The organism is Cupriavidus sp. AU9028, assembly GCF_019795295.1.
GTDB lineage: Bacteria > Pseudomonadota > Gammaproteobacteria > Burkholderiales > Burkholderiaceae > Cupriavidus.
Genome location: NZ_JAIMCG010000019.1, coordinates 63,174 through 88,119, shown reverse-complemented (window position 1 = coordinate 88,119; position 24,946 = coordinate 63,174). Strand labels below are relative to the sequence as shown.

The window sequence follows — 24,946 nt, the reverse complement described above, 5'->3', positions numbered from 1 at the left end:
ACAACCGTACGGGTTGCAAGAAAGAACGGTCCGACCCAGATCCCAGCGCTCTCCCACGGGCTTGAGGTCCCAGAGGGCAGTCGGGCTACTGAGCCGGTCCAAATCCCAACCATTAAGATACAAGGGCCGGGGAGAGGGGTTGGTCTTTCCATGCGCGACAACGCTCCAAAGCCCCGCTTATTTCCCCCGGCCGTCCGACCCGGCAACGGTTTATAATTCAAGGCTTTGCATGGCCATCCGGCCATGCCGTGCCATTTTTCCGTCTGACCCCATACCGGATCTCCTGGAGACCCATCATGCCGATCTATGCCTACCGTTGCGACGCCTGCGGCCATGGCCGCGATGTGCTGCAGAAGATGAGCGATGCGCCGCTTACCGACTGCCCGTCCTGCAATTCGGCCGGCACCTTCAAGAAACAACTGACCGCCGCCGGCTTCCAGCTCAAGGGCTCCGGCTGGTACGTGACCGATTTCCGCGGCGGCAATAGCGGCGCCGGCGGCGCCAGCAGCGGTGCCGACAACGGCAGCGGCGCGGCCGCTTCGTCCGACGGCGCGGCCGCTGCCGCGGCGCCGGCTGCCTCGGCTGCTCCGGCCGCCTCCACCGGCGGTTCGGGCGGCTGCGGCACGTCCTGCGCCTGCCACTGAAGCAGGAAGACACGTGGCATCCAACAAGAAAACCTCGATGCTGAAGACCTGGTTCCTGACCGGCCTGCTGGTCCTGGTGCCGCTCGGCATCACGCTGTGGGTGCTGAGCCTGATCATCGGCACCATGGACCAGAGCCTGGCGGTGCTGCCCGAAGCGTGGCAGTTCGACCGCCAGCTGTTCGGCATGCGCGTGCCGGGCCTGGGCGCCATCCTGACGCTGCTGTTCATCCTGCTGGTCGGCATGCTGGCGCACAACTTCATCGGCCAGCGCCTGGTGCGCTGGTGGGAGGCGCTGGTGCACCGCATTCCGGTGGTGGGGCCGATCTATTCGAGCGTCAAGCAGGTGTCCGACACGCTGCTGTCCTCGTCCGGCAATGCCTTTCGCAAGGCGCTGCTGGTGCAGTATCCGCGGGAAGGCTCCTGGACCATTGCCTTCCTGACCGGCCGCCCCGGCGGCGACGTGCAGAATCACCTGCAGGGCGAGTACGTCAGCGTCTACGTGCCGACGACGCCCAACCCGACCTCCGGCTTCTTCCTGATGATGCCGAAGGCCGACACCATCGAGCTCGACATGACGGTCGATGCCGCCCTGAAATACATCGTGTCGATGGGCGTGGTGGCCCCGGCCGAACTGCCGCGCAAGGCTGGCCCCGTGCCCGCCGCCGGCGCGTCCGCCGCGACCGACCCAACGCAACCCCATTGATACCGCGCGCCGTGTCGCGGCCGTGCTTTCCCGGAACTCTCGCTATGTCCTCCATGCGTACTCACTACTGCGGTCTGGTGACCGAACAACTGACGGGCCAGGAAGTGGCCCTGACCGGCTGGGTCCAGCGTCGCCGCGACCACGGTGGCGTGATCTTCATCGACCTGCGTGACCGCGAGGGCCTGGTGCAGGTCGTCTGCGATCCGGACCGTCCGGAGATGTTCAAGGTTGCCGAAGAGATCCGCAACGAGTTCTGCATCCGCGTCACCGGCAAGGTGCGCGCGCGGCCGGCGGGCACCGAGAACGCCAACCTGACCTCGGGCAAGATCGAGGTGCTGTGCCACGAGCTGACGGTGCTGAACCCGTCGGTCACGCCCCCGTTCCAGCTGGACGACGACAACCTGTCGGAAACCACCCGCCTGACGCACCGCGTGCTGGACCTGCGCCGCCCGCAGATGCAGTACAACCTGCGCCTGCGCTACAAGGTGGCGATGGAAGTGCGCAAGTACCTGGACGCGCAGGGCTTCATCGACATCGAGACGCCGATGCTGGGCAAGAGCACGCCGGAAGGCGCCCGCGACTACCTGGTGCCCTCGCGCGTCAACCCGGGCCACTTCTTCGCGCTGCCGCAGTCGCCGCAGATCTTCAAGCAGATGCTGATGGTGTCCGGCTTCGACCGCTACTACCAGATCACCAAGTGCTTCCGTGACGAGGACCTGCGCGCCGACCGCCAGCCCGAGTTCACCCAGATCGACTGCGAAACCTCGTTCCTGAACGAGCAGGACATCCGCGATCTGTTCGAGACCATGATCCGCACGGTGTTCAAGAACACCATCGACGTCGATCTGGACGCCCAGTTCCCGGTGATGGAGTTCCGCGAGGCGATGGCCCGCTTCGGTTCGGACAAGCCGGACCTGCGCGTCAAGCTCGAATTCACCGAGCTGACCGAAGTCATGAAGGACGTCGACTTCAAGGTCTTCTCGGCGCCGGCCAACAACGAGAACGGCCGCGTGGTCGCGCTGCGCGTGCCGGGCGGCGGCCAGATCTCGCGCGGCGAGATCGATGCCTACACCCAGTTCGTTGCCATCTACGGCGCCAAGGGCCTGGCCTGGATCAAGGTCAACGAAGTGGCCAAGGGCCGTGACGGCCTGCAGTCGCCGATCGTCAAGAACCTGCACGACAATGCCATCGCCGAGATCCTCAAGCGCAGCGGCGCCCAGGACGGCGACATCCTGTTCTTCGGCGCGGACAAGGCCAAGGTGGTCAACGACGCCATGGGCGCGCTGCGCCTGAAGATCGGCCATTCCGAGTTCGGCAAGGCCAATGGCCTGTTCGAAGACGCGTGGAAGCCGCTGTGGGTGGTTGACTTCCCGATGTTCGAGTACGACGAGGAAGACGCGCGCTGGGTGGCCATGCACCACCCGTTCACCAGCCCGAAGGACGAGCACCTGGAATACCTGGCCACCGACCCGGGCAAGTGCATCGCCAAGGCCTACGACATGGTGCTGAACGGCTGGGAGATCGGCGGCGGCTCGGTCCGTATCTACCGCGAGGACGTACAGAGCAAGGTGTTCCGCGCGCTGAAGATCAACGAGGAAGAAGCCCGCGCCAAGTTCGGCTACCTGCTGGACGCGCTGCAGTACGGCGCGCCTCCGCATGGCGGCATCGCCTTCGGCCTGGACCGCATCGTCACGATGATGGCCGGCGCCGATTCGATCCGCGACGTGATCGCCTTCCCGAAGACCCAGCGCGCGCAGGACCTGCTGACGCAGGCGCCGAGCTCGGTCGACGAGAAGCAGCTGCGCGAGCTGCATATCCGCTTGCGCCAGGCCGAGCCGAAGACGGCCGGCTGATACCCGGCAGCGAGGCGGCCGCGCGCGAAGCGCGGCCGTTTTTGTTTGTGGCGCCGCCCCGGCACCGCCCCGGTGCCGCGCGGTTCGGCTTTGACCGCGCGCCGCCGCTGGTTTCCAATTGTTTCCTGTCGGAACGAACCCACTCGGCCGGCGGTCTGTCCACCCATTGGCGGTGACGGCTACCGCACCCATGCCTGTCCTGCTAGGAGATCAACGTGACACTGGATATCGAACTGATCCGCGCATTCCTGCTCGAGCATGCCGAGATCATCCTGACCTGGCTGGTAGCCGGCCTGGTGATGATGCTGCTGGCCAAGTTCGAGCTGCGCCGCGCAGTGCGCAAGTCCGCCCAGGCGATGTCGGAATCGGTGGCGACCACGGTGGCCGCATGCGTGCCGGATATTGCCCAGGCCGCGGCTGCCCAGGCGGGTGGCGCGGGAGATGTCAACGCCGTGCAGCTGCAGCGCGCGGAAGCGCTGCGCAAGGTCGCGCTGGACACCGTCGCCGCCGTGATGGCCCGCGGCCGCTGGCTGGAGGAGGTCGGCAACCTGCGGCTGCATGAGGATGCGCTGCTGACCGGGCGCCGTGGCAGCGGGGCGGATCCGCTGCTGGTGGTGGCCCCGCAGCCGGTGGTCCAGGCCTACCTGGCGGCGCAGCGCACCTTCGAGTCGCTGGCGTCGCAACTGCAGGCGCAGCGGCGCGAGGCGCTGGCCTTGCAGGATCAGCTGCTGGCGTTGAGCGCGGAAGCGACCCAGATTGAACAGGAAACCGCCAGCATCGTGCTGCGCTTCGAACAGGTCAACGCGCAATCCGCCCCGGCGGCGGAAGCGGGCGACTACCAGCGCTTCCTGATCCAGAAATACCACTCGCTGGGCCAGCGCGAGAAGGAAGTGGCGCAGGCGCGCAGCGAACTGCAGGCGCGCGCCCATGCCAGCGCCGAGGCGCTGGCGCGCGACGCGCAGTCCGCCGCCGCCCGCTACACCGAGGCCCTGGCGCCACTGATGCAGCAACTTCGTGCCGCCTGGGGCCATGGCGATTCGCCCGACGTCTTCGACAGCTGGCAGCGTCCCGCCGTGCCGCGCGAGGAGCAGGCCTGACGTTCCAAAAGGCGGCGCCACCTTCTCAAGCGCCGTATAGCGCACCTAGATTCCGCCGGCCGCAGGCGTCATGTCGGACGGACGCCGGTGGAAACGACAGGCCCGTGCGTTAAGCTGTTGGCCTGATCCTGCTCAATCCCATGCCCTACAAGATCCCGGAATCCGTGCTGGTCGTCATCCACACGCCCGACCTGCAGGTCCTGCTGCTGGAGCGGGCGGACCGGCCCGGCTTCTGGCAGTCCGTCACCGGCAGTCTCGACAGCCTGGACGAGCCGCTGGCGCTGACCGCCGCGCGCGAGGTGGCGGAGGAAACCGGCATCATTGCCGGCGAGCATTCGCTGCAGGACTGGGGGCATCACATCGAATACGAGATCTATCCGGAGTGGCGTCACCGCTACGCCCCCGGCATCACCCGCAACGTCGAGCACTGGTTCGGGCTGTGCGTCGCCACGCCGCTGCCGGTGGTACTGGCGCCGCGCGAACACCTGCAGTGGGCCTGGCTGCCGCTGGAGGAGGCGGCGCAGCGGTGCTTCTCCCGCAGCAATGCCGAGGCGATCCGCGAGCTGACCTGGCGCAGCGCGGGCAGGGCAGGCGGCGCGGCGCGGGCGGCGGATCTCGGGGAGGCACAATGAAGCTGCGGGTGGTCACCTACAACATCCACAAGGGCCTGACGGGGATCTCCCGCAAGCCGCGCATCCAGCACGTGCGCGACGGCCTGCAGACAGTGGACGCCGACATCGTCTTCCTGCAGGAGGTGCAGGACCGCAACGACCGGCTGATCGCCGCCGAACTGTTCGATCCGGACCATACCCAGCTGAACTACCTGGCGACCGACGTCTACAAGCATTCGGTCTACGGCCGCAACGCGGTCTACGATCACGGCCATCACGGCAATGCGATCCTGTCGCGCCATCCGATCCTGATGTCGGAAAACCTGGACATTTCCGACCACCGCTTCGAGCAGCGCGGCCTGCTGCATGCGGTGGCTGACATCCATGGGCTGGAGTCGCATCTGATCTGCGTGCATTTCGGCCTGTTCGCCCGCAGCCGCGCCCGGCAGGCCGAGGCGCTGGTCGAGCGCGTGCGCAGCGTGGTGCCGCCGGATGCGCCGCTGGTGATCGCCGGGGACTTCAACGACTGGAACCACCGGCTCGACGCACTGATCTGCAATACCCTCGGCGCGATGGAGGCGTCTCAGGCGCGGGGCAGCCGGCTGCATACCTTTCCCAGCCATATGCCCTGGTGGCAACTGGACCGCATCTATGTGCGGGGATTCGATATCGAGCGGGCGCGGGTGCTGACGGGCCGCGACTGGGCCCAGCGCTCGGACCACGTGCCGCTGGTGGCCGAACTGGCGCGGCCACAGGTGCCCGAGGTCAATCCGCTGCACGCCGAGAAGATCGGCGGCGACGTCGCCGACGTGGGGCCCTGAACGCTCTCGGTCGCGGCGCCGTCAGCAGCGCTGGCCGGCCCAGGCTTGCGCATGGCGCAGCACCATCTTGCCGATCGCATCGATGTCGGCCAGATCGAGAACCGGCAGGCCGGTCCGCGCCCGGATCGCGTCGACGGCATCCGTGGCGACCGCGACGATGCCGGGGCAGCTCGGCCACAGGGGCGGCTTGCCCACCGCCGGGCGAAACACTTCGAGGGTGGGCAGGTCCACCTGCTTGAAGCCTTCGATCAGCACCAGATCGGTGCTGGCGGGGACAAGCGCCAGTGCCGCTTCCAGTGCTGCCGCCCCGGTCGCCGCCCCGGTCGCCGCGACAGGACCAGGGCCGGGGCCGGGGCCCGCCAGGATCACGCACGGACAGCCGGCGCGGCCAAGCCGCCAGGAGTCCTTGCCCGGCTGGTCGGCCGATGGCTGCACGCGGACTGCAAGCGCGCCGTCGACGGCTCCCGGCAGGGGCAGCGCATGGTGGGTGTGCTTGATGCACGCCAGCGCCAACCCTTGTGGCGCCAGCCAGGGCAGCAGGGCTTCCAGCAGGGTGGTCTTGCCGCTTCCTGAACTGCCAGCAATGCCGAAACGTCTCACGATGCGAAGGCGGAAATGGAATATGAAGAGAGGAAGGGCCCGTCCGGGCTTCCGTGCGGGATGACGTCCGCACGATAGCAGAGTCGCTGCTACGTGCAGAAGCCGCCCGCTCCCGACGGATAATCGAGGCATGTCCAGTATCGATAGCAAGGAACCCGAACATCTGACCGCCGGCCAGCCGGCTGCCGGGCAGCAGCCGGCGCCGGTCGCGTCCCCGCAGCCGCCCGACACGGCGCCGCGGCGCAGCGGCGCAAGCCGGGTCGCGGATCGGCTTGCCTGGGCGCGGCTGCCGCGCGCGGCCGGCAATCGTGCGCTGGACGGCAACCAGGTAGAACTGCTGCGCGGCGGCGGCGACTTCTTTCCCGCCCTGATCGACGCCATCGACGGCGCCCAACTGTCGGTCAGCATCGAAACCTATATCTACGAGGACGACACGGTCGGGCGCGCGGTCGCCGATGCGATGATGCGCGCGGCGGCGCGCGGCGTATCGGTGCGGCTGCTGCTGGATGGCTTCGGCGCGGACGGCTGTCCGGCGGAACTGAAGGAGCGGCTGCTCAACGGTGGCGTCAAGGTGCGCATCTACCGGCCCTTGCGGCGCTTCCGTCCCGGCCGCAGCCAGTTGCGCCGGCTGCATCGCAAGCTTGCCGTGATCGATCGCGAGATTGCCTTCGTCGGTGGCATCAACATCATCGACGACCACAATCATGGGCCGTTCGACGAGGCCCAGCTGGGTCCGCGCTACGACTTCGCCGTGCGGGTGACCGGCCCGGTCGCCGGGCAAGTGGCGCTGACGGCCGAGCGGCTCTGGTGGCGCGTTGCCCTGCGTGCCGAGCCGCGCGGGCTGGCGGCGCTTGCCGCGGAATTCCCGCAGCCTCGACAGGCGGCCGCGGTTCCGCCCGATCCGCCGGGCGAGGCGCCGGCGGGACTGGCGAACCGCGGGGGCAGCAATGGCGGCAGTACTCGCGGAGTACGCGCGGCGCTGCTGCTGCGCGACAACCTGCGCAACCGGCGCACCATCGAGCGCGCCTATCTGCAGGCGCTCGGTGCCGCCCGGCGCGATGTCATCATTGCCAACGCCTACTTCCTGCCCGGTCACAAGATGCGCCGAGCGTTGCTGGCCTGCCGCCGGCGCGGCGTGCGCGTGCGGCTGCTGCTGCAAGGCATGGTCGAATACAAGCTGCAGCACTACGCAACGCACGCCCTGTATGCCACGCTGCTCGAAGCGGGCGTCGAGATCCACGAATACAACGAGAGCTTCCTGCACGCCAAGGTGGCCGTCGTCGACGACAGCTGGGCCACGGTGGGGTCCAGCAACATGGACCCGTTCAGCCTGCTGCTGGCCCGCGAGGCCAACGTGGCGGTGTACGACGCCGGCTTCGCCGCCCGGCTGCGCCACGAACTGGAGCGGGCCATCGCCTTGCGCAGCCGGCAGGTCGTCGCCGAAGCGCACGCGCGCCGCGGTGCGCTGCGGCGCTTCGGCGACTGGGCGGCCTATCTGCTGTTGCGTTTCGGCGTCATGGTCGCCGGCGCCGCGGGCCGGTACTGAGCTTCGCCGCAATGCGGCAACGCGATGTCGCGAAACACGCTTGCGAAGCCGCGCACGCAGCATGGGCGCACTTGTGCTGCAGCGCGGGGCGATTAGAAGCGCCGGTCTAATTCAAAGCTTGATGCCGTCGGCGTGCGCCAGAATAATCTGAACGACCGTTCTTTTTTGGCTTAGACTGCGTGCATTCGCCAGGCGTCCCAGGGCAGGTCGGGAACGCGATAGCCAACGCCCTTGCCCCGGTGTACAGCAATGCCGGCGCAGCGGCTGAAAAAGTACGGAGAAACAGATCATGCGACACCAGTCAGTCCGTCTCGAAACCGGCACGTCCGCCTCCCCCGCGCCCATGCGCAAGGGGGAGATGACACGCGCCGCGATTCTGGACGCCGCGCTGGAATTGTCGTCCCGCGACGGGCTCGAAGGGTTGACCATCGGCCTGCTGGCGGAACGGATGCAGATGAGCAAGAGCGGCGTCTTCGCGCACTTCGGTTCGCGAGAGGACCTGCAGGTCGAGGTCGTGCGCGAGTACCACCGGCGCTTCGAGCAGGAGGTGTTCTACCCCTCGCTGAAGGAGCCGCGGGGACTGCCGCGGCTGTGGTCGATGGTGCGGCGCTGGATGGAAAAGCGCATCCAGGAAGTGACCACCGGCTGTATCTATATCAGCGGCGCCGTCGAGTACGACGACCGCGCGGAAAGCCCGGTGCGCGACGAACTGGTCAAGAGCGTCACCATCTGGCGTGCCGCCCTGACCCGCGCGATCGACCAGGCCAGGGAAGAGGGCCATTTGCGCGCGGACTGCGATCCGCGCCTGATGCTGTTCGAGATGTACAGCCTGGAACTGGGCCTGCATCACGATGCCCGTTTCCTGCGCTTGCCGGACAGCGCCGAGCTTGCCATGGTCGCACTCAACAAGCTGATCCAGTCCTACCGGACCTGACGCCGTCACAGGCGCGACGTGCCCTGGAGGCACGGGCGGCGTGGCGGCATCCACAAATCCAAAGGAGATTCTGATGGGCCAATACACCGCTCCCCTGCGCGACATGCAGTTCGTGCTGCATGAACTGCTGGGCGTCGAGGCAGAACTGCAGGCGATGCCGCGTCACGCCGAAGTCGACGCGGACACCATCAACCAGGTGCTGGAGGAAGCCGGCAAGTTCTGCGCGGAGGTCGTCTTCCCGCTGAACCAGACTGGCGACCGGGAAGGCTGCACCTTCCATGGCGATGGCGTGGTGACGGCGCCGTCGGGCTTCAAGCAGGCCTACCGGCAGTATGTCGAAGCCGGCTGGCCGGCGCTGGCCTGCGATCCCGACTACGGCGGCCAGGGCCTGCCCATCCTCGTGAACAATGCGCTGTTCGAGATGCTGAACTCGGCCAGCCAGGCCTGGACCATGTATCCTGGCCTGTCGCACGGCGCCTACGAGGCCCTGCATGCGCACGGCACGCAGGAGCTGCGCGACCGCTATCTGCCCAAGCTGGTCTCCGGCGAATGGACCGGCACCATGTGCCTGACCGAGCCGCATTGCGGCACCGACCTGGGCATCCTGCGCACGAAGGCAGAGCCCGCCGGCGACGGCTCGTACCTGCTGACGGGCACCAAGATCTTCATCTCCGCCGGCGAGCATGACCTCGCCGAGAACATCATCCACCTGGTGCTGGCCCGTCTTCCCGACGCGCCGCAGGGCACCAAGGGCATTTCGCTGTTCGTCGTCCCCAAGTTCATTCCGGATGCCGACGGCAAGCCGGGCGAGCGCAACGGCATCCGCTGCGGCTCGATCGAGCACAAGATGGGCATCCACGGCAATGCCACCTGCGTGATGAACCTCGATGGCGCGCGCGGCTGGCTGGTGGGCGAGCCCAACAAGGGCCTGAACGCGATGTTCGTGATGATGAACGCCGCGCGTCTGGGCGTGGGCATGCAGGGGCTGGGGCTGACCGAAGTGGCCTACCAGAACTCGCTGGCCTATGCGAAGGAGCGGCTGCAGATGCGTTCGCTGACCGGCGTGAAGGCACCGGACAAGCCGGCCGACCCGATCATCGTGCATCCCGACGTGCGCCGCATGCTGCTGACCCAGAAGGCCTACGCCGAAGGCGGCCGCGCCTTCAGCTACTGGACCGCGCTGCAGATCGACCGCGAGCTGTCGCACCCGGATGAGGCGGTGCGCAAGCAGGCCGGCGACCTGGTCGCGCTGCTGACGCCGGTGATCAAGGCCTTCCTGACCGACAACGCCTTCCAGTCGACCAACGAGGGCATGCAGGTATTCGGCGGCCACGGCTATATCGCCGAATGGGGCATGGAGCAGTACGTGCGCGATGCCCGCATCAACATGATCTACGAGGGCACCAACACGATCCAGGCGCTGGACCTGCTGGGCCGCAAGATCCTGGGCGACATGGGCGCGAAGATGAAGGCGTTCGGCAAGCTGGTGCAGCAGTTCGTCGAGGAAGAGGGCACCAACGAGGCGATGCAGGAGTTCGTCAATCCGCTGGCGGACCTGGGCGACAAGGTGCAGAAGCTGACCATGGAAATCGGCATGAAGGCCATGGGCAATCCCGACGAAGTCGGCGCCGCCGCGGTGCCGTACCTGCGCGTGGTCGGCCATCTGGTGTTCGCCTACTTCTGGGCCCGGATGGCGAAGATCGCGCTGGACAAGCAGGACAGCGGCGACAAGTTCTACGTCGCCAAGCTCGCCACCGCCCGCTTCTACTTCGCCAGGCTGCTGCCGGAAACCGCCAGCCAGATTCGCATGGCCCGGGCGGGCGCCGCCTCGCTGATGGCGCTGGACGCGGAGCTGTTCTAAGCACCATCTGGTTTGCGCCCCTCTCCCGCGCCGCGGGAGAGGGGCGCAAGACGAGAACCATTCACCGCTCACCAGCAGGAGCGAGCATGTCAAATTTCATCGTCAGAAAAGTCGCCGTGCTTGGCGCCGGTGTCATGGGCGCGCAGATCGCAGCCCATCTGGTCAATGCCCGCGTGCCGGTGGTGCTGTTCGATCTGCCGGCCAAAGAGGGCCCGAAGAACGGCATCGTGCTGCGCGCCATCGACAACCTGAAGAAGCTGTCCCCCGCGCCGCTTGGCCTGAAGGACGACGCCGCGCTGATCCGCGCGGCCAACTACGAGGATGACCTCGCGCTGCTCAAGGAATGCGATCTGGTGATCGAGGCGATCGCCGAGCGGATGGACTGGAAGCACGACCTGTACGGCAGGATCGCGCCGCATCTGTCGCCCGACGCGATCTTCGCCACCAACACCTCCGGGCTGTCGATCACCGCGCTGTCGGACGGCTTTGCTCCGGAACTGAAGACGCGCTTCTGCGGCGTGCATTTTTTCAACCCGCCGCGCTACATGCATCTGGTCGAGCTGATCCCGACCGAGGCGACCGACCCTGCCATCCTCGACAAGCTCGAAGGCTTCCTGACCACCACCTTGGGCAAGGGCGTGGTGCGCGCCAGGGACACGCCCAACTTCATCGCCAACCGCGTCGGCATTTTCTCGATCCTCGCCGTATTCGCCGAGGCGCAGAAGTACGGCATTCCGTTCGACGTGGTCGACGACCTGACGGGATCGAAGCTGGGCCGCGCCAAGTCCGCGACCTTCCGCACCGCCGATGTGGTCGGGCTGGACACCATGGCGCATGTCATCCGCACCATGCAGGACAACCTGAAGGACGATCCCTTCGCGCCGGTCTACCGCACGCCCGAGGTGCTGCAGAAGCTGATCGATGCCGGCGCGCTGGGACAGAAGACGGGCGCGGGTTTCTATCGCAAGGAAGGCAAGCAGATCAAGGTGCTGGATCCGCAGAGCGGCGGCTACGTCGACGCGGGCCGCAAGGCCGACGAGATCGTCGCGCGGATGCTGAAGAAGGCGCCGGCCGAGCGGCTGAAGCTGCTGCGTGAATCGTCCAACCCGCAGGCGCAGTTCCTGTGGGCAGTGTTCCGCGACGTCTTCCACTACATCGCCGTCTATCTCGAGCAGATCGCGCAATCGGCGGCGGATGTCGACCTGGCGATCCGCTGGGGCTTCGGCTGGAACAGCGGCCCCTTCGAGGACTGGCAGGCCGCCGGCTGGCAGCAGGTCGCGCAGTGGGTGCGCGAGGATGTCGAGGCCGGCAAGGCGCTGGCGAGCGTGGCGCTGCCCGACTGGGTGTTCTCGGGGCCGGTGGCGGACAACCAGGGCGTGCACTCGGCCCAGGGTTCGTGGTCGCCGGCGGCGCAGGCCTTCGTCGAGCGCAAGGCGCTGCCGGTCTACGACCGCCAGCTGTTCCGCGCCGCGCTGCAGGGCACGCAGGCCGCGGATCCGCGCCAGGCGGGCCGCACCGTCGAGGAGAACGACGCCGTGCGCATCTGGGAGGCGCCGGGCCAGGACGACGTGCTGGTGGTGTCCTTCAAGGGCAAGATGAACACCATGGGCCCGGACACCCTCGACGGGCTGATGCGGGCCATCGATCTGGCCGAGGCGGGCTACAAGGGACTGGTGGTCTGGCAGCCGACCTCGCTGCAGCTGGGCGCCCCGGGTGGCCCGTTCTCGGCGGGTGCCAACCTGGAAGCGGCGATGCCGGCCTTCATGATGGGCGGCGCCAAGGGCGTCGAGCCCTTCGTCAGGAAGTTCCAGGACGGCATGATGCGCGTCAAGTACGCGCAGGTGCCGGTGGTGACGGCCGCATCCGGCATTGCGCTGGGCGGCGGCTGCGAAATCATGCTCCATGCCGCCCGCCGTGTCGCGGCGATGGAAACCTATATCGGGTTGGTCGAAGTCGGCGTAGGCCTGGTGCCGGCCGGTGGTGGCCTGAAGGAAGCGGCGCTCGCGGCAGGCCGCGCCGCGCAGGCAGTGGGGAGCACCAACTACGTGCAGTTCCTGACGCCGCGCTTCCAGAGCGCGGCGATGGCCAGGGTTTCCGGCTCGGCGATCGAGGCGCGCCAGATGGGCTACCTGCAGCCGACCGACCCGATCGTCTTCAACGTGCACGAGCTGCTGCACGTGGCGATCAACGAAGCGCGCGCGATGGGGGAAGCGGGCTACCGGCCGCCGCTGCCCGGGACGCTGGTGCCGGTGGCCGGTCGCTCGGGCATCGCCACCATCCGCGCATCGCTGGTCAACCTGCGCGATGGCGGCTTCATCTCCGCGCATGACTTCGCGATCGGCATGCGCATCGCGGAAGTGGTCTGTGGCGGCGACGTCGAAGGCGGCGCGCTGGTCGACGAGGACTGGCTGCTGACGCTGGAGCGGCGCGCCTTTATCGACCTGCTCGGCACCGCCAAGACGCAGGAGCGCATCATGGGCATGCTGCAGACCGGCAAGCCCGTGCGCAACTAACCGGCATGCGAGGAACCAGATCATGAAACAACTGCAAGACGCATACATCGTCGCCGCGACCCGCACGCCGATCGGCAAGGCCCCCAAGGGCGCGTACAAGCACTATCGTCCCGACGATCTGCTGGCCACCATCATTCGCGCCGCGCTGGCGCAGGTGCCCAATCTCGATCCGGCCCTGATCGAGGATGCGGTGGTTGGCTGCGCGATTCCCGAAGCCCAGCAGGGCCTGAACGTCGCGCGCATCGGTGCGCTGCTGTCGGGCCTGCCCACTTCGGTGGGCGGCATCACCGTCAACCGCTTCTGCGCCTCGGGCCTGAGCGCGGTGGCGATGGCGGCCGACCGCATCCGCGTGGGCGAATCCGACGTGATGATCGCTGCCGGTGTCGAATCGATGAGCATGGTGCCGATGATGGGCAATACGCCGTCGATGTCCCCGTCGATCTTCACGCGCGACGAGAACGTCGGCATCGCCTATGGCATGGGCCTGACCGCCGAGCAGGTGGCGAAGAAATGGGAGGTCAGCCGCGAGGACCAGGACGCGTTCGCGCTCGCTTCACACCAGAAGGCGCTGGCGGCGCAACAGGCCGGTGAATTCGCCAACGAGATCACGCCGGTCGAGATCGTCGAGAAGTTTCCGGATCTGGCCAGCGGCCAGATCGACACGAAGACGCGCACCATCGCGCTGGACGAAGGCCCGCGGCCCGACACCTCGCTGGAAGGGCTGGCGCGCCTGCGTCCCGTCTTTGCCAGCAAGGGCAGCGTGACGGCGGGCAACAGCTCGCAGACCTCGGACGGCGCCGGTGCGCTGATCCTGGTGTCGGAGAAGGTGCTCAAGTCGTGCAACCTGACGCCGCTCGCGCGCTTCGTCTCGTTCGCCGTGCGCGGCGTGCCGCCGGAGATCATGGGCATCGGCCCGAAGGAAGCGATTCCGGCCGCGCTGAAGGCGGCCGGCATGACGCAGGACCAGATCGACTGGATCGAGCTGAACGAAGCGTTCGCGGCGCAGGCGCTGGCGGTGATCCGCGACCTGGGGCTGGACCCGTCGAAGGTAAACCGGATGGGCGGCGCCATCGCGCTGGGCCACCCGCTCGGCGCGACCGGTGCGATCCGCTCGGCCACGGCGATTCATGCGCTGCACCGGCACAAGCTGAAGTACGGCATGGTCACCATGTGCGTGGGGACGGGCATGGGCGCCGCTGGCATCTTCGAGCGGGTCTGAGGCAGCTGGGGGATCGCGCCGAAGTTCAACGACGAATGGCGGCCCGAGCCGCCACCGAGGAGACAGAAGAATGAGCATCCTGACCACCATCGACCAGGGCGTGCTGACGATCGAGTTCGATCGTCTGGACAAGAAGAACGCCATCACCTCCGCGATGTACACGCAGATGGCCGAGGCCTTCGCCGCCGCTGCCGGCGACGACGCCGTGCGGGTGATCCTGATCCGCGGCAAGCGAGAGGTGTTCACCGCCGGCAACGATCTGGAGGACTTCATGCAGCGGCCGCCGCGCACCGCCGAGGAGGCGGCCGAAGCGCCGGCATTCCGCTTCCTGCGCGAGATCAGCGAAGCGGCCAAGCCGGTGGTGGCGGCGGTCAGCGGCCCGGCGATCGGCATCGGCACCACGCTGCTGCTGCATTGCGATCTGGTCTATGCCGCGGACAGCGCGCGCTTCTCGCTGCCGTTCGTGGCGCTGGGCCTGTGCCCGGAGGCGGCCTCCAGCCTGCTGCTGCCGCGTCTTGCCGGCTACCAGCGCGCCGCGGAGAAGCTGCTGCTGGGCGAGCCCTTCGATGCGGCGCATGCCGAGCAGATCGGGCTGGTGACGCGGGTGGTGCCGGCCGCGGAGCTGGCCGACGTGGCGCTGGCCCAGGCCCGCAAGCTGGCCACGTTGCCGGCGTCGTCGCTGCGCGAGACCAAGCGGCTGATGAAGGGTGGCGACATCGCCGCGGTGAGGACGCGGATGGCGGAGGAAGGGCAGGTGTTCGGGCGGCTGCTGCAATCGCCCGAGGCGAAGGAGGCGTTCACGGCCTTCTTCGAGAAGCGCAAGCCGGATTTCTCACGGTTCAGCTGATCGCGTTCGGCGCTCGCTGCCCCTCTCCCCCGGCCCCTCTCCCACAAGTGGGAGAGGGGAGCAAACCGGCGGAGGGGGAAGCAAGCCGGCGGCAGGCAAGGGCTCTCGGTGTGCTCCCCTCTCCCGCCCAGCGGGAGAGGGGGCGGGGGAGAGGGCCAGCGAGCGATCACAACGCTCAGTACATCACACCTTCGGCAACACCCTCGGCTGCCGATTGTCATCCGTTGCCACATACGTCAATGTTGCCTCGGTCACCTTGACGATCTCGTTGCTGTGGCGCATCCGCTGCGCATAGACCTCCACCGAGACAGTGATCGAGGTGCGTCCCGTCTTGACGATATCCGCATAGACGCTGACCAGATCGCCGACGAATACGGGGTGCCGGAACAGGAAGGAGTTCACGGCGACCGTGGCGACCCGGCCCTGGGCGCGCTCGACGGCCGGGATCGAGCCGGCGATGTCCACCTGCGCCATGATCCAGCCGCCGAACACGTCGCCATGCACATTGGCGTCGGCGGGCATGGGGACGACGCGCAGTGCGGGGTTCTTGCCCGGCGGCAGGCTCGACAGGATCTCGGTATCGCTCATATTGTGATGCTGGAAAAAACGCGCGCGCATGGCGCGGAAGGGACAGGGAAGGCGCCGCTGGACGCGGCGTGGTGAATGCAGTGGAGGCGATGGAGGCGCGCGCCGACCCGCTTTGCGGATCGGTGCGACAATCGCATCTTCGCCGGAATTCTAACGTATGCGACGCATTTCCTCCTCCGCAGACGCCGCGCCCCCCGCGCCGTCGGCGCTGTTCGGGTCGCAGCAGGGCAAGCGCAGTGACTGGCAGACGGTGCGCAACCTGCTGCCCTATCTCTGGCACTACAAATGGCGTGTGATGCTGGCGCTGGGCTGCCTGGTGGCGGCCAAGTTCGCCAACCTGGGCGTGCCGGTGCTGATGAAGCGCCTGATCGACGCCATGAACATCGGCCCCGGCGAACCGCGTGCCTTGCTGGCCGTGCCGGTGGCGCTGATCGTCGCCTACGGCTTGCTGCGGCTATCGACTACCCTGTTCACCGAGTTGCGGGAGATCCTGTTCTCGAAGGTGACGCAAAGCGCGGTACGCGAGATCGCGCTGCAGGTGTTCCGCCACCTGCATGGCCTGTCGTTGCGCTTTCACCTGGAGCGGCAGACCGGCGGCATGAGCCGCGACATCGAGCGCGGCACGCGCGGCATCCAGTCGCTCATCTCGTATTCGCTCTACAGCATCCTGCCCACGCTGGTGGAGATGGCGCTGGTAATCGGCTTCTTCCTGCTGCACTACGACTGGTGGTTTGCCGGCATCACCGGGGGCGCGCTGCTGACCTATATCGTCTTCACCGTCGTCGTCACCGAATGGCGAACCCATCTGCGGCGCCGCATGAACGAACTCGATTCGCGCGCCAACCAGAAGGCGATCGATTCGCTGCTGAACTTCGAAACGGTCAAGTACTTCGGCAACGAGGCGTATGAAGCGTCCCGCTACGACGAAAGCCTGCTGACCTACCGGGCGGCGGCGATCCGCTCGCAGAACTCGCTGTCGCTGCTCAATGCCGGGCAGCAGGCCATCATCGCCATCGGCCTGATCCTGATCCTGTGGCGCGCCACGGTGGGCGTCGCGGCCGGCACGCTGACGCTGGGCGACCTGGTGCTGGTCAACACGCTGATGCTCCAGCTCTATATCCCGATGAACTTCCTCGGTGTGGTCTATCGCGAGATCAAGCAGGCCACCACCGACATGGACCGGATGTTCGTGCTGCTCGGCACCAACCAGGAGGTGGTCGACAAGCCGGGCGCAGGGCCGTTGCAGGTGCGCGGCGCCCAGGTGCGCTTCGCCAATGTCCGCTTCGGCTACGAGCCCGACCGCCGCATTCTGGACGGCGTCGATTTCACCATCGAGGCAGGCACCACCACCGCGGTGGTCGGCCACAGCGGGTCCGGCAAATCGACACTGGCCCGGCTGCTGTTCCGCTTCTACGACGTGGGCGAGGGTGCCATCCTCGTCGATGGGCAGGACATCCGCGACGTCACCCAGGAGAGCCTGCGGCGCGCGCTCGGCATCGTGCCCCAGGACACGGTGCTGTTCAACGGCAGCATCTACTACAACATCGCCTATGGCCGCCCCGACGCGTCGCCCGAGGAGGTCATGGAGGCCGCCCGCGCCGCGCAGATCGAACCCTTCATTCGCGACCTGCCGCACGGCTATGACACCCAGGTAGGCGAGCGCGGCCTGAAGCTGTCCGGCGGCGAGAAGCAGCGCGTGGCGATCGCCCGCACGCTGCTGAAGAATCCGCCGATCCTGATCTTCGACGAGGCGACCTCCGCGCTGGATACGCGCACCGAGCGCGCGATCCAGCACGAGCTGATGCGGCTCGCGCAGGATCGCACCACGCTGCTGATCGCGCACCGGCTGTCGACGGTGGTGCATGCCGACCAGATCCTGGTGATGGAGCGCGGCCGCATCGTCGAGCGCGGCACCCACGCCTCGCTGATGCTGGCCAACGGCCGCTATGCGGAGATGTGGCACATCCAGGCCCGCAGCGCGGCACAGGACGCCGCCGGCACCGCCGCCAGCGAAGACGCGGCAGGCATTGCCTGAACCGAAGGGGACCGCGGCCTTTGCCGCGGCGCCGCGCCCTGGCGGCAGCCATTGTTTGTCGACAATCCGCGCAGGCAATCGGCAATGCGAGCCGGCGCTGCACAACATTGGGTAGACAGCCCGATGCGGGGATGCCCCACGGTGGGGCGCATCTTGCTGGCATGTGGCTTGCAGACGGTAGGGCAACAACAAACGCCCGAACCGCGAAAAGGAGAGCCACCGATGCTGTACCGCCGAGCCAGATCCGCCGCCCATTTCCCTGCCGTCACGCCTGCTGCCGAGCCCGGGTACGAACGGTCCGCTGTGGTGCCCCGTGCCACCGCGCGCCGCCACGTGATGCGGCTCGCCACGGTGCTGGGCACCGCGCTGGTGCTGTCGACACAATTCGCCGCCACCGCACGCGCCCAGACCAAGGTCCGCTTCCAGCTGGACTGGCGCTTCGAAGGACCGGCCGCGCTGTTCCTGCAGGGCGAGCAGAAGGGCTACTACAAGGCCGAGAAGCTGGACGTCAGCATCGACGCCGGCAACGGCTCGGGCAACGTGGTCAATCGCATCGCCTCGGGCACCTACGACATGGGCTTCGCCGACCTGGCATCGGTGATGGAATTCCACGGCAACAACCCGGACGCGCGCAACAAGCCGGTGGCCGTGATGATGGTCTACAACAACACCCCGGCGGCGGTGCTCGCGCTGAAGAAGTCGGGCATCCGCGCGCCGAAGGACCTGGCCGGCAAGCGCCTGGGCGCCCCCGTGTTCGACGCCGGCCGCCGCGCCTTCCCGATCTTTGCCAAGGCCAACGCGCTGCCCGGCACGTTCAACTTCCAGGCGATGGACCCGACGTTGCGTGAAACCATGCTGGTGCGCGGCGACCTCGATGCGATCACCGGCTTTTCGTTCACCTCGATCCTCAACCTCAATGCGCGCGGCGTGAAGGACGAGGACATCGTCGTGCTGCCGTACCCGCAATACGGCGTCAAGCTGTATGGCAATGCGATCATCACCTCGGAGGAATTCCTGAAGAAGAACCCCGAGGCGGTCAAGGCCTTCCTGCGCGCGTTCGCCAGGTCCGCGCGCGACGTGATCGCCCGGCCCGATGAGGGCATCCAGTCGGTCAAGGCGCGCGACGGCATCATCGACGTCAAGCTCGAAACCAAGCGCCTGAAACTGGCGCTGGACAACGTGGTGCGCTCGCCCGACGCGCGCGCCGAGGGCTTTGGCCGTGTCAGCAAGCCACGCCTGTCGCTGATGGCGTCCCAGGTGGCCGATGCATTCGGCACCAAGGCGCGGATCGATCCGGATGCGCTGTGGACCGATGCCTATCTGCCGGCACCCGCAGAGCTGGACGTGCTGCGATGACGCAAGCCGAGGCACTACGGCGCGGCAGTGCGCCGGCCGGGGAGACTACGGGGGAAACGGCAGGCGCCCCGGCGCCGCAGCCGTTCGTCGATTTCAACCGGGTCTGGCTTGCCTATAGCGACGAACTGGCGCGCAAGGGCGAGTTTGCCGTCGAGGACATCTCGCTGCAGGCCGACCCCGGCGAGTTCATCGCCATCGTCGGCCCGTCCGGCTGCGGCAAGTCCACCTTCATGAAGCTCGCCACCGGGCTGAAACCCGCGACCCGTGGCGTGGTCCGCATCGCCGGCCAGAAGGTCACGGGTCCGCTGAAGATGGTGGGCATGGCGTTCCAGGCGCCGACGCTGCTGCCGTGGCGCACGACGCTGGAAAACGTCATGCTGCCGCTGGAGATCGTCGAGCCTTACCGCTCCACCCTGCGCGCGCGCCGCGACCAATATGTCGAGCGCGCCCGCATGTTGCTGCGCACCGTCGGCCTGGCTGGCTACGAGGACAAGTACCCGTGGCAGCTGTCCGGCGGCATGCAGCAGCGTGCCTCGATCTGCCGGGCGCTGATCCACGAGCCGCGCATGCTGCTGCTGGACGAGCCGTTCGGCGCGCTCGACGCCTTCACCCGCGAGGAGCTGTGGTGCGTGCTGCGCGATCTGTGGCAGGCGCAGCGCTTCAACGTGATTCTGGTGACCCACGATCTGCGCGAGGCGGTCTTTCTCGCCGATACGGTGTACGTGATGAGCCAGCGGCCGGGACGCATCCTGATGCGCAAGGAGATCGACCTGCCGCGCCCGCGCGAACTCGAGCTGACCTATACCGAACCCTTCGCCGACCTCGTGCATCGATTGCGCGAGAAGATCGGCCATGTCAGGCAGCATTGACGATGACTACGCTATCCACCTCCCATCAGCAGCGCATCGAGCGCGTCGCGCCCTGGCTGCTGCTCGCCGCGGTGCTGCTGCTGTGGCAGGGCGTCTGCATGGTCTTCGAGATCTCGGACTTCATCCTGCCCAGCCCGGGCGCCATCGTCGCCGCGTTGCTGGAGTACTGGGACGCCATTGCCGGCCATGCATGGCGGACCTTCTGGACCACCATGGTCGGCTTTGGCGTGGCCATCGTGGTCGGCGTCGTGCTCGGTCTGCTGATGGGCTCGTCGCGGCTGGCCTACGCGGCCGGCTATCCGCTGATGACCGCCTTCAACGCGCTGCCCAAGGCGGCATTCGTGCCGATCCTCGTGGTCTGGTTCGGTCTCGGCGCCGGGCCAGCGATCCTCACGGCGTTCCTGATCTCGTTCTTCCCGATCATGGTCAATATCGCCACCGGACTGGCGACGCTGGAGCCCGAGCTGGAGGACGTGCTGCGCGTTCTTGGTGCACGGCGCACCGATGTGCTGCTCAAGGTCGGCCTGCCGCGCGCGATGCCGTTCTTCTTCGCCTCGCTGAAGGTCGCCATCACGCTGGCCTTCGTCGGCACCACGGTGTCGGAGATGAATGCCGCCAACGAGGGCATCGGCTATCTGCTGGTATCGGCGGGCTCGGCGATGAAGATGCCGCTCGCCTTCGCCGGACTGGTAGTGATTGCCGTGATGGCGATGGCGATGTACGAGTTCTTCGCGGTGGTGGAGAAGCGGGTCACGGGCTGGGCGCACCGGGGGTGACGCGGGTTTGCTCCCCTCGCCCGCTTGCGGGAGAGGGGCCGGGGGAGAGGGCAAGGGGCGCCGGCGTTGCGCCGCCGCTTGAAGACCAACCCCTCTCCCCGGCCCTCTCCCCTTGAAGGGGAGAGGGGGAAAACCGAACAGCGCGGGTTGCGACCTCAGGTATAGTCCAGCGGCAACGCCGTCGTGTACTTGATCTGCTCCATGGCGAAGCTGGAACTGACATCGGCCAGCTCCGCGCCCTGGATCAACCGCTTGTAGACCCGGTCGTACGCGGCGATGTCGGGTACCACCACCCGCAACAGGTAGTCGGTATCGCCGGCCATCCGGTAGAACTCCATCACCTCCGGGATCGACGCCACCAGCCCGTGGAAGGTCTTCAGCCAGCGTGCGCTGTGCTGGTTGGTGCGAACCGACACGAACACCGTCACGCCGACATTCAGACGCGCGGGATCGAGCAGGGCGACGCGGCGGTGGATGACGCCGCGCTGCTCCAGCTTCTGGATCCGGCGCCAGCAGGGCGTCGAGGTCAGTCCGACGCGCTCGGCCAGCTCCGCAATGGGCAGGTCGGCATTCTGTTGAAGCTCAGCCAGGATCTGGCGGTCGTAGCGGTCCAGTCTGTCCATGCTTGCGGGGCCGCAGCCCTCCGTTGCAATCGCCGGCGCCGCCTTCGTGCTCAGGCGGCGTGCACCGGCAGGTTGATGCCCGTGGCAATGGCGCCGGCGTCGACACCATAGAGGTGCAGCGAAATCGCCACCGTGTTTCCGTCATTGCCAAAGGCATGAATATGCCCAAGCCCGGACGGCACGCAAATCAGCGAGCCGGCCGGGCGGTCGGCGCCGCCTTGGGGCAGCGCCGCGGCGCGGGCCGGGTCCCAGCGGTAATGCCGCTCCCGCAAGGCGCCCTCCAGTACCCGATACGCGCACCAGGTCCGGTGTCCGTGGACCGGGCTCCATTGGCCGGGCCGCCAGACCAGCAGCATCGCGCTGAAGCGCCCGAGCGGATCGGCATGAACCAGGTGCCGTACATAGCCGTGCGGGCTGCCTTCACGCTGCTCGGCGGACAGCATCCCGAGCAGGGTCGCGTCATCGGGTAGCCCGGCCGCCAGCCCCGACGCCAGGCTCCGCGTCGCGGCGGCAAACCACTGGTTCATCTCGCCATCGAGCAGGTCGAACGGCCGCTCTCCGGCGCCGGTGTCGGCGGCGGGGGGCGCAGTGTTGCCGGGCAGCGCGCGCGGCTGGGACGAGGCGGTCAGCATCATGGCGTCATGGCGGAATGTCATTGCTCCAGATGCTAGCTCGCCGGCGCGAGCATACCCGCCCAAAACTCTGCGTCAGATGCACGAGCACGAGCATACCATTCCAATTTTCGGCCATCTAAGGAAATGTAGTTGCCGCCCTCCCGGTGCCGCCAAGTCGCGCGCGCTGCGCGATAATGCGCGGCATGGAAATCAAATGGCTCGAAGACTTCGTTTCCCTCGCGGAGACGCACAGCTTCTCCCGCTCCGCCGAGTTGCGGCATGTCACCCAGCCTGCCTTTTCCAGGCGAATCCAGTCGCTGGAGGCCTGGCTGGGAACAGAGCTGATCGACCGCTCCAGCTACCCGACCAGCCTGACGCCGGCCGGCAAGGTGTTCTACGAGCAGGCGCTGGCGATGCTGGCCCAGGTCAGCGAGACGCGCGCGCTGATGCGCGGCCAGCGCTCGGCCAATGCGCAGATGCTGGAATTCGCCGTGCCGCATACGCTGTCGCTGACCTTCTTTCCGGAATGGCTGAAGGCGCTGGAGCGCAAGGTCGGCACGCTGCCCTGCCGGCTGCGGGCGCTGAATGTGCACGACGCGGTGCTGATGCTGGTCGAGGGCGGCTGCGACCTGGTGATGGTCTATCACCATCCCCGCCAGGCGATCCAGCTGGACCCGTCCCACTACGACATGCTGGTGCTCGGCGTCGAGCGCATGGCGCCGTTCAGCGTACCGGATGCCACTGGCAAGCCGATGTACCGGCTGCCAGGCACCGACAGGAAGCCGATTTCTTTCCTAAGCTATACCTCGAACGCGTTCCTCGGCCGGATGGTGGACATGCTGCTGTCCGATACGACCGAGTCGCTGAAGCTGGACAAGTGTTATGAAACGGACATGGCCGAGGCGCTGAAGGTCATGGCGCTGGCCGGCCACGGCCTTGCCTTCCTGCCGGAGAGCGCGGTGCGCGAGGACGTGGCGCAGGGCCGGCTGGTGCGGGCCGATCCGCCGCGTGGCGCGCCGCTGTCGATCGACATGGAGATCCGGCTGTACCGGGCCCGGCCGGGCGAGCATGGCAACGACCGCCGCAGCGCGCAGTTGCGGCGCAAGCGGGAGCTGGTCGACCGGGTCTGGGCCAGCTTGAGCGCGGGCCCACAGTAGCTTGCCGAGGCGGGGGTCTCGCGGTCGAAAGGTTATGCATCTTGTGCATGACGGGATTCACAAACAGCATTGGATTCCCGCAAGGGCGGAATCTAAGCTTGTGCCACTTCCATTTCTGGACCTCACTGCGATGTCATCCGACTCCCGTATCGTTACCGCATCCGCGCACGGCGTTCCTTCCTATCTGAACACCGACAATCTCGGCCCCTGGGGCATCTACCTGCAACAGATCGACCGCGTGACCCCGTACCTGGGCTCGCTGGCCCGCTGGGTAGAGACGCTCAAGCGCCCCAAGCGCGCGCTGATCGTGGATGTGCCGATCGAGATGGACGATGGCACCATCGCCCACTTCGAGGGCTACCGGGTGCAGCACAACCTGTCGCGCGGCCCGGGCAAGGGCGGCGTGCGGTTCCACCAGGACGTGACACTGTCCGAGGTGATGGCGCTGTCCGCCTGGATGTCGGTGAAGAACGCCGCGGTGAACGTGCCCTACGGCGGCGCCAAGGGCGGCATCCGCGTCGATCCGCGCAAGCTGTCGCGCGCCGAGCTGGAGCGGGTCACGCGCCGCTACACCAGCGAAATCAACATCATCATCGGGCCGAACAAGGATATCCCGGCGCCGGACGTCAACACCAACGAGCAGGTGATGGCGTGGATGATGGACACTTATTCGATGAATTCGGGCAGCACCGCGACCGGCGTCGTGACCGGCAAGCCGATCTCGCTGGGCGGCTCGCTGGGGCGCCGGGAAGCGACCGGCCGGGGGGTGTTCGTGGTCGGCGCCGAGGCGGCGCGCAACCTGGGCATGGACATCAAGGGCGCCCGGGTCGTCGTGCAGGGCTTCGGCAATGTCGGCGGGGTGGCCGCCAAGCTGTTCCATGAGGCGGGCGCGAAGATCGTCGCGGTGCAGGACCACAAGACCGCGCTGTACGATCCGGCGGGCCTGGATATCCCGGCCATGATGGAGCACGCCGCCCAGACCGGCACCATCGAGGGCTTCCGCGCCGAGACCATCGGCGCCGAGCAGTTCTGGGAGGTCGATTGCGACATCCTGATCCCGGCCGCGCTGGAAGGCCAGATCACGGTGCACAACGCGCCCAGGATCAAGGCCCGCCTGGTGATCGAGGGCGCCAATGGCCCGACCACGCCGGAAGCCGACGACATCCTGCGCGAGCGCAACATCCTGGTGGCGCCGGACGTGATCGCCAATGCCGGCGGCGTGACCGTGTCGTACTTCGAATGGGTACAGGACTTCTCCAGCTTCTTCTGGACGGAGGAAGAAATCAACCAGCGGCTGGTACGGATCATGCAAGAGGCGTTCCGGTCGATCTGGCAGGTCGCACAGGAGAACAAGGTAACGCTGCGTACCGCGGCGTTCATCGTGGCCTGTACGCGGATTCTTCAGGCGCGCGAAATGCGCGGTCTCTATCCCTGATTAGAGGAAAGCCTCGGGATGGGGCGGCTTTCGTGCTGCAACGCACCAAAGTCAGGCATGTGGAAGACGAAGCGGCAGCCGGAATTTGTTCCGGCTGCCGCTTTTTTCTTTGCCGGGGTGGCTGCCATGACGACTTGCGCGAGCGATTGCTGCAATGCGGCGGCTAGGGAAATTCCCGTTGTCTGGGGGTGGCCCCTTGCGCAATACTATTTCGTCGGGGGGACGTTTCTTGTAGAGTCCCGCC

At 67.2% G+C, this 24,946-nt stretch carries 22 protein-coding genes; 18 read left to right on the top strand and 4 right to left on the bottom strand.

Annotated features, from left to right (window positions below; genetic code table 11):
* Window positions 1-296 precede the first annotated feature (296 nt).
* The 6 genes from K6V06_RS18380 to K6V06_RS18355 all read left to right on the top strand — a co-directional run bounded on the left by K6V06_RS18380 (window position 297) and on the right by K6V06_RS18355 (window position 5,729).
* Window positions 297-644, top strand: coding sequence for an FmdB family zinc ribbon protein (locus K6V06_RS18380; RefSeq protein WP_222245561.1), 348 nt, complete (start codon window positions 297-299; stop codon window positions 642-644).
* A 37-nt stretch (window positions 645-681) separates the two neighbouring features.
* Window positions 682-1,347, top strand: a complete 666-nt coding sequence (locus tag K6V06_RS18375) for a DUF502 domain-containing protein (protein ID WP_222245573.1) — start codon at window positions 682-684, stop codon at window positions 1,345-1,347.
* Between the two features lie 44 nt (window positions 1,348-1,391).
* Window positions 1,392-3,200, top strand: a complete 1,809-nt coding sequence (gene aspS / locus K6V06_RS18370; RefSeq protein ID WP_222245560.1) for an aspartate--tRNA ligase — start codon at window positions 1,392-1,394, stop codon at window positions 3,198-3,200.
* 215 nt (window positions 3,201-3,415) lie between these two features.
* Entirely contained in the window at window positions 3,416-4,297 is an 882-nt protein-coding gene (locus tag K6V06_RS18365; RefSeq protein WP_222245559.1) for a hypothetical protein, read from the top strand.
* A gap of 140 nt (window positions 4,298-4,437) precedes the next feature.
* The gene (nudB, locus tag K6V06_RS18360; RefSeq protein ID WP_222245558.1) at window positions 4,438-4,929 is read left to right on the top strand and encodes a dihydroneopterin triphosphate diphosphatase; all 492 of its coding nucleotides are present in this window, start codon (window positions 4,438-4,440) and stop codon (window positions 4,927-4,929) included.
* Window positions 4,926-5,729, top strand: coding sequence for an endonuclease/exonuclease/phosphatase family protein (locus K6V06_RS18355; RefSeq protein WP_222245557.1), 804 nt, complete (start codon window positions 4,926-4,928; stop codon window positions 5,727-5,729). Before nudB ends, K6V06_RS18355 begins: the two co-directional genes overlap by 4 nt.
* 21 nt (window positions 5,730-5,750) lie before the next feature.
* Here K6V06_RS18355 and K6V06_RS18350 read toward each other — a convergent pair whose 3' ends face one another.
* On the bottom strand, window positions 5,751-6,329 hold the full coding sequence (locus K6V06_RS18350) for a molybdopterin-guanine dinucleotide biosynthesis protein B (protein WP_222245556.1): 579 nt from the start codon (window positions 6,327-6,329) through the stop codon (window positions 5,751-5,753).
* Between the two features lie 130 nt (window positions 6,330-6,459).
* Here K6V06_RS18350 and clsB point away from each other — a divergent pair, with 130 nt between their 5' ends.
* From clsB to K6V06_RS18320, 6 genes are all read left to right on the top strand, one after another.
* On the top strand, window positions 6,460-7,875 hold the full coding sequence (clsB, locus tag K6V06_RS18345) for a cardiolipin synthase ClsB (protein WP_222245555.1): 1,416 nt from the start codon (window positions 6,460-6,462) through the stop codon (window positions 7,873-7,875).
* Window positions 7,876-8,218: 343 nt separating this feature from the next.
* Window positions 8,219-8,809: a TetR/AcrR family transcriptional regulator gene (locus tag K6V06_RS18340; RefSeq protein WP_222245572.1), complete on the top strand. Its 591-nt coding sequence runs from the start codon at window positions 8,219-8,221 to the stop codon at window positions 8,807-8,809.
* A 73-nt stretch (window positions 8,810-8,882) separates the two neighbouring features.
* Window positions 8,883-10,670, top strand: a complete 1,788-nt coding sequence (locus K6V06_RS18335; RefSeq protein ID WP_222245554.1) for an acyl-CoA dehydrogenase C-terminal domain-containing protein — start codon at window positions 8,883-8,885, stop codon at window positions 10,668-10,670.
* Window positions 10,671-10,756: 86 nt separating this feature from the next.
* Complete coding sequence (locus K6V06_RS18330) at window positions 10,757-13,183, top strand: 3-hydroxyacyl-CoA dehydrogenase/enoyl-CoA hydratase family protein (protein ID WP_222245553.1); 2,427 nt, start codon at window positions 10,757-10,759, stop codon at window positions 13,181-13,183.
* Between the two features lie 19 nt (window positions 13,184-13,202).
* A complete protein-coding gene (locus K6V06_RS18325) occupies window positions 13,203-14,402 on the top strand; it encodes an acetyl-CoA C-acyltransferase (RefSeq protein WP_222245571.1) in 1,200 nt (399 codons plus the stop codon).
* 70 nt (window positions 14,403-14,472) lie between these two features.
* Window positions 14,473-15,249 (top strand): enoyl-CoA hydratase, encoded by a 777-nt coding sequence (locus K6V06_RS18320; RefSeq protein WP_222245552.1) that lies wholly within the window; start codon window positions 14,473-14,475, stop codon window positions 15,247-15,249.
* Window positions 15,250-15,432: 183 nt separating this feature from the next.
* Here the strand turns inward: K6V06_RS18320 and K6V06_RS18315 are convergent, their stop codons facing one another.
* Window positions 15,433-15,837: an acyl-CoA thioesterase gene (locus K6V06_RS18315; protein WP_222245551.1), complete on the bottom strand. Its 405-nt coding sequence runs from the start codon at window positions 15,835-15,837 to the stop codon at window positions 15,433-15,435.
* A gap of 157 nt (window positions 15,838-15,994) precedes the next feature.
* Here K6V06_RS18315 and K6V06_RS18310 point away from each other — a divergent pair, with 157 nt between their 5' ends.
* The 4 genes from K6V06_RS18310 (at window position 15,995) to K6V06_RS18295 (ending at window position 20,873) form a co-directional block, all read left to right on the top strand.
* A complete protein-coding gene (locus K6V06_RS18310) occupies window positions 15,995-17,872 on the top strand; it encodes an ABC transporter ATP-binding protein/permease (protein WP_222245550.1) in 1,878 nt (625 codons plus the stop codon).
* 336 nt (window positions 17,873-18,208) lie between these two features.
* Window positions 18,209-19,228: an ABC transporter substrate-binding protein gene (locus K6V06_RS18305; RefSeq protein ID WP_255581946.1), complete on the top strand. Its 1,020-nt coding sequence runs from the start codon at window positions 18,209-18,211 to the stop codon at window positions 19,226-19,228.
* Window positions 19,225-20,097 (top strand): ABC transporter ATP-binding protein, encoded by an 873-nt coding sequence (locus tag K6V06_RS18300; protein ID WP_255581941.1) that lies wholly within the window; start codon window positions 19,225-19,227, stop codon window positions 20,095-20,097. The genes K6V06_RS18305 and K6V06_RS18300 overlap by 4 nt, the downstream gene beginning before the upstream one ends.
* A gap of 2 nt (window positions 20,098-20,099) precedes the next feature.
* On the top strand, window positions 20,100-20,873 hold the full coding sequence (locus tag K6V06_RS18295) for an ABC transporter permease (protein ID WP_222245548.1): 774 nt from the start codon (window positions 20,100-20,102) through the stop codon (window positions 20,871-20,873).
* A gap of 155 nt (window positions 20,874-21,028) precedes the next feature.
* Here the strand turns inward: K6V06_RS18295 and K6V06_RS18290 are convergent, their stop codons facing one another.
* Both K6V06_RS18290 and K6V06_RS18285 read right to left on the bottom strand, forming a co-directional pair.
* Window positions 21,029-21,487: an Lrp/AsnC family transcriptional regulator gene (locus K6V06_RS18290; RefSeq protein WP_222245569.1), complete on the bottom strand. Its 459-nt coding sequence runs from the start codon at window positions 21,485-21,487 to the stop codon at window positions 21,029-21,031.
* Between the two features lie 59 nt (window positions 21,488-21,546).
* Entirely contained in the window at window positions 21,547-22,152 is a 606-nt protein-coding gene (locus tag K6V06_RS18285) for a cysteine dioxygenase family protein (RefSeq protein ID WP_255581940.1), read from the bottom strand.
* A 161-nt stretch (window positions 22,153-22,313) separates the two neighbouring features.
* Here K6V06_RS18285 and K6V06_RS18280 point away from each other — a divergent pair, with 161 nt between their 5' ends.
* Window positions 22,314-23,267, top strand: a complete 954-nt coding sequence (locus K6V06_RS18280; protein WP_222245547.1) for a LysR family transcriptional regulator — start codon at window positions 22,314-22,316, stop codon at window positions 23,265-23,267.
* Window positions 23,268-23,397: 130 nt separating this feature from the next.
* A complete protein-coding gene (locus K6V06_RS18275; protein ID WP_222245546.1) occupies window positions 23,398-24,702 on the top strand; it encodes a Glu/Leu/Phe/Val dehydrogenase in 1,305 nt (434 codons plus the stop codon).
* The last annotated feature ends 244 nt before the right edge of the window (window positions 24,703-24,946 follow it).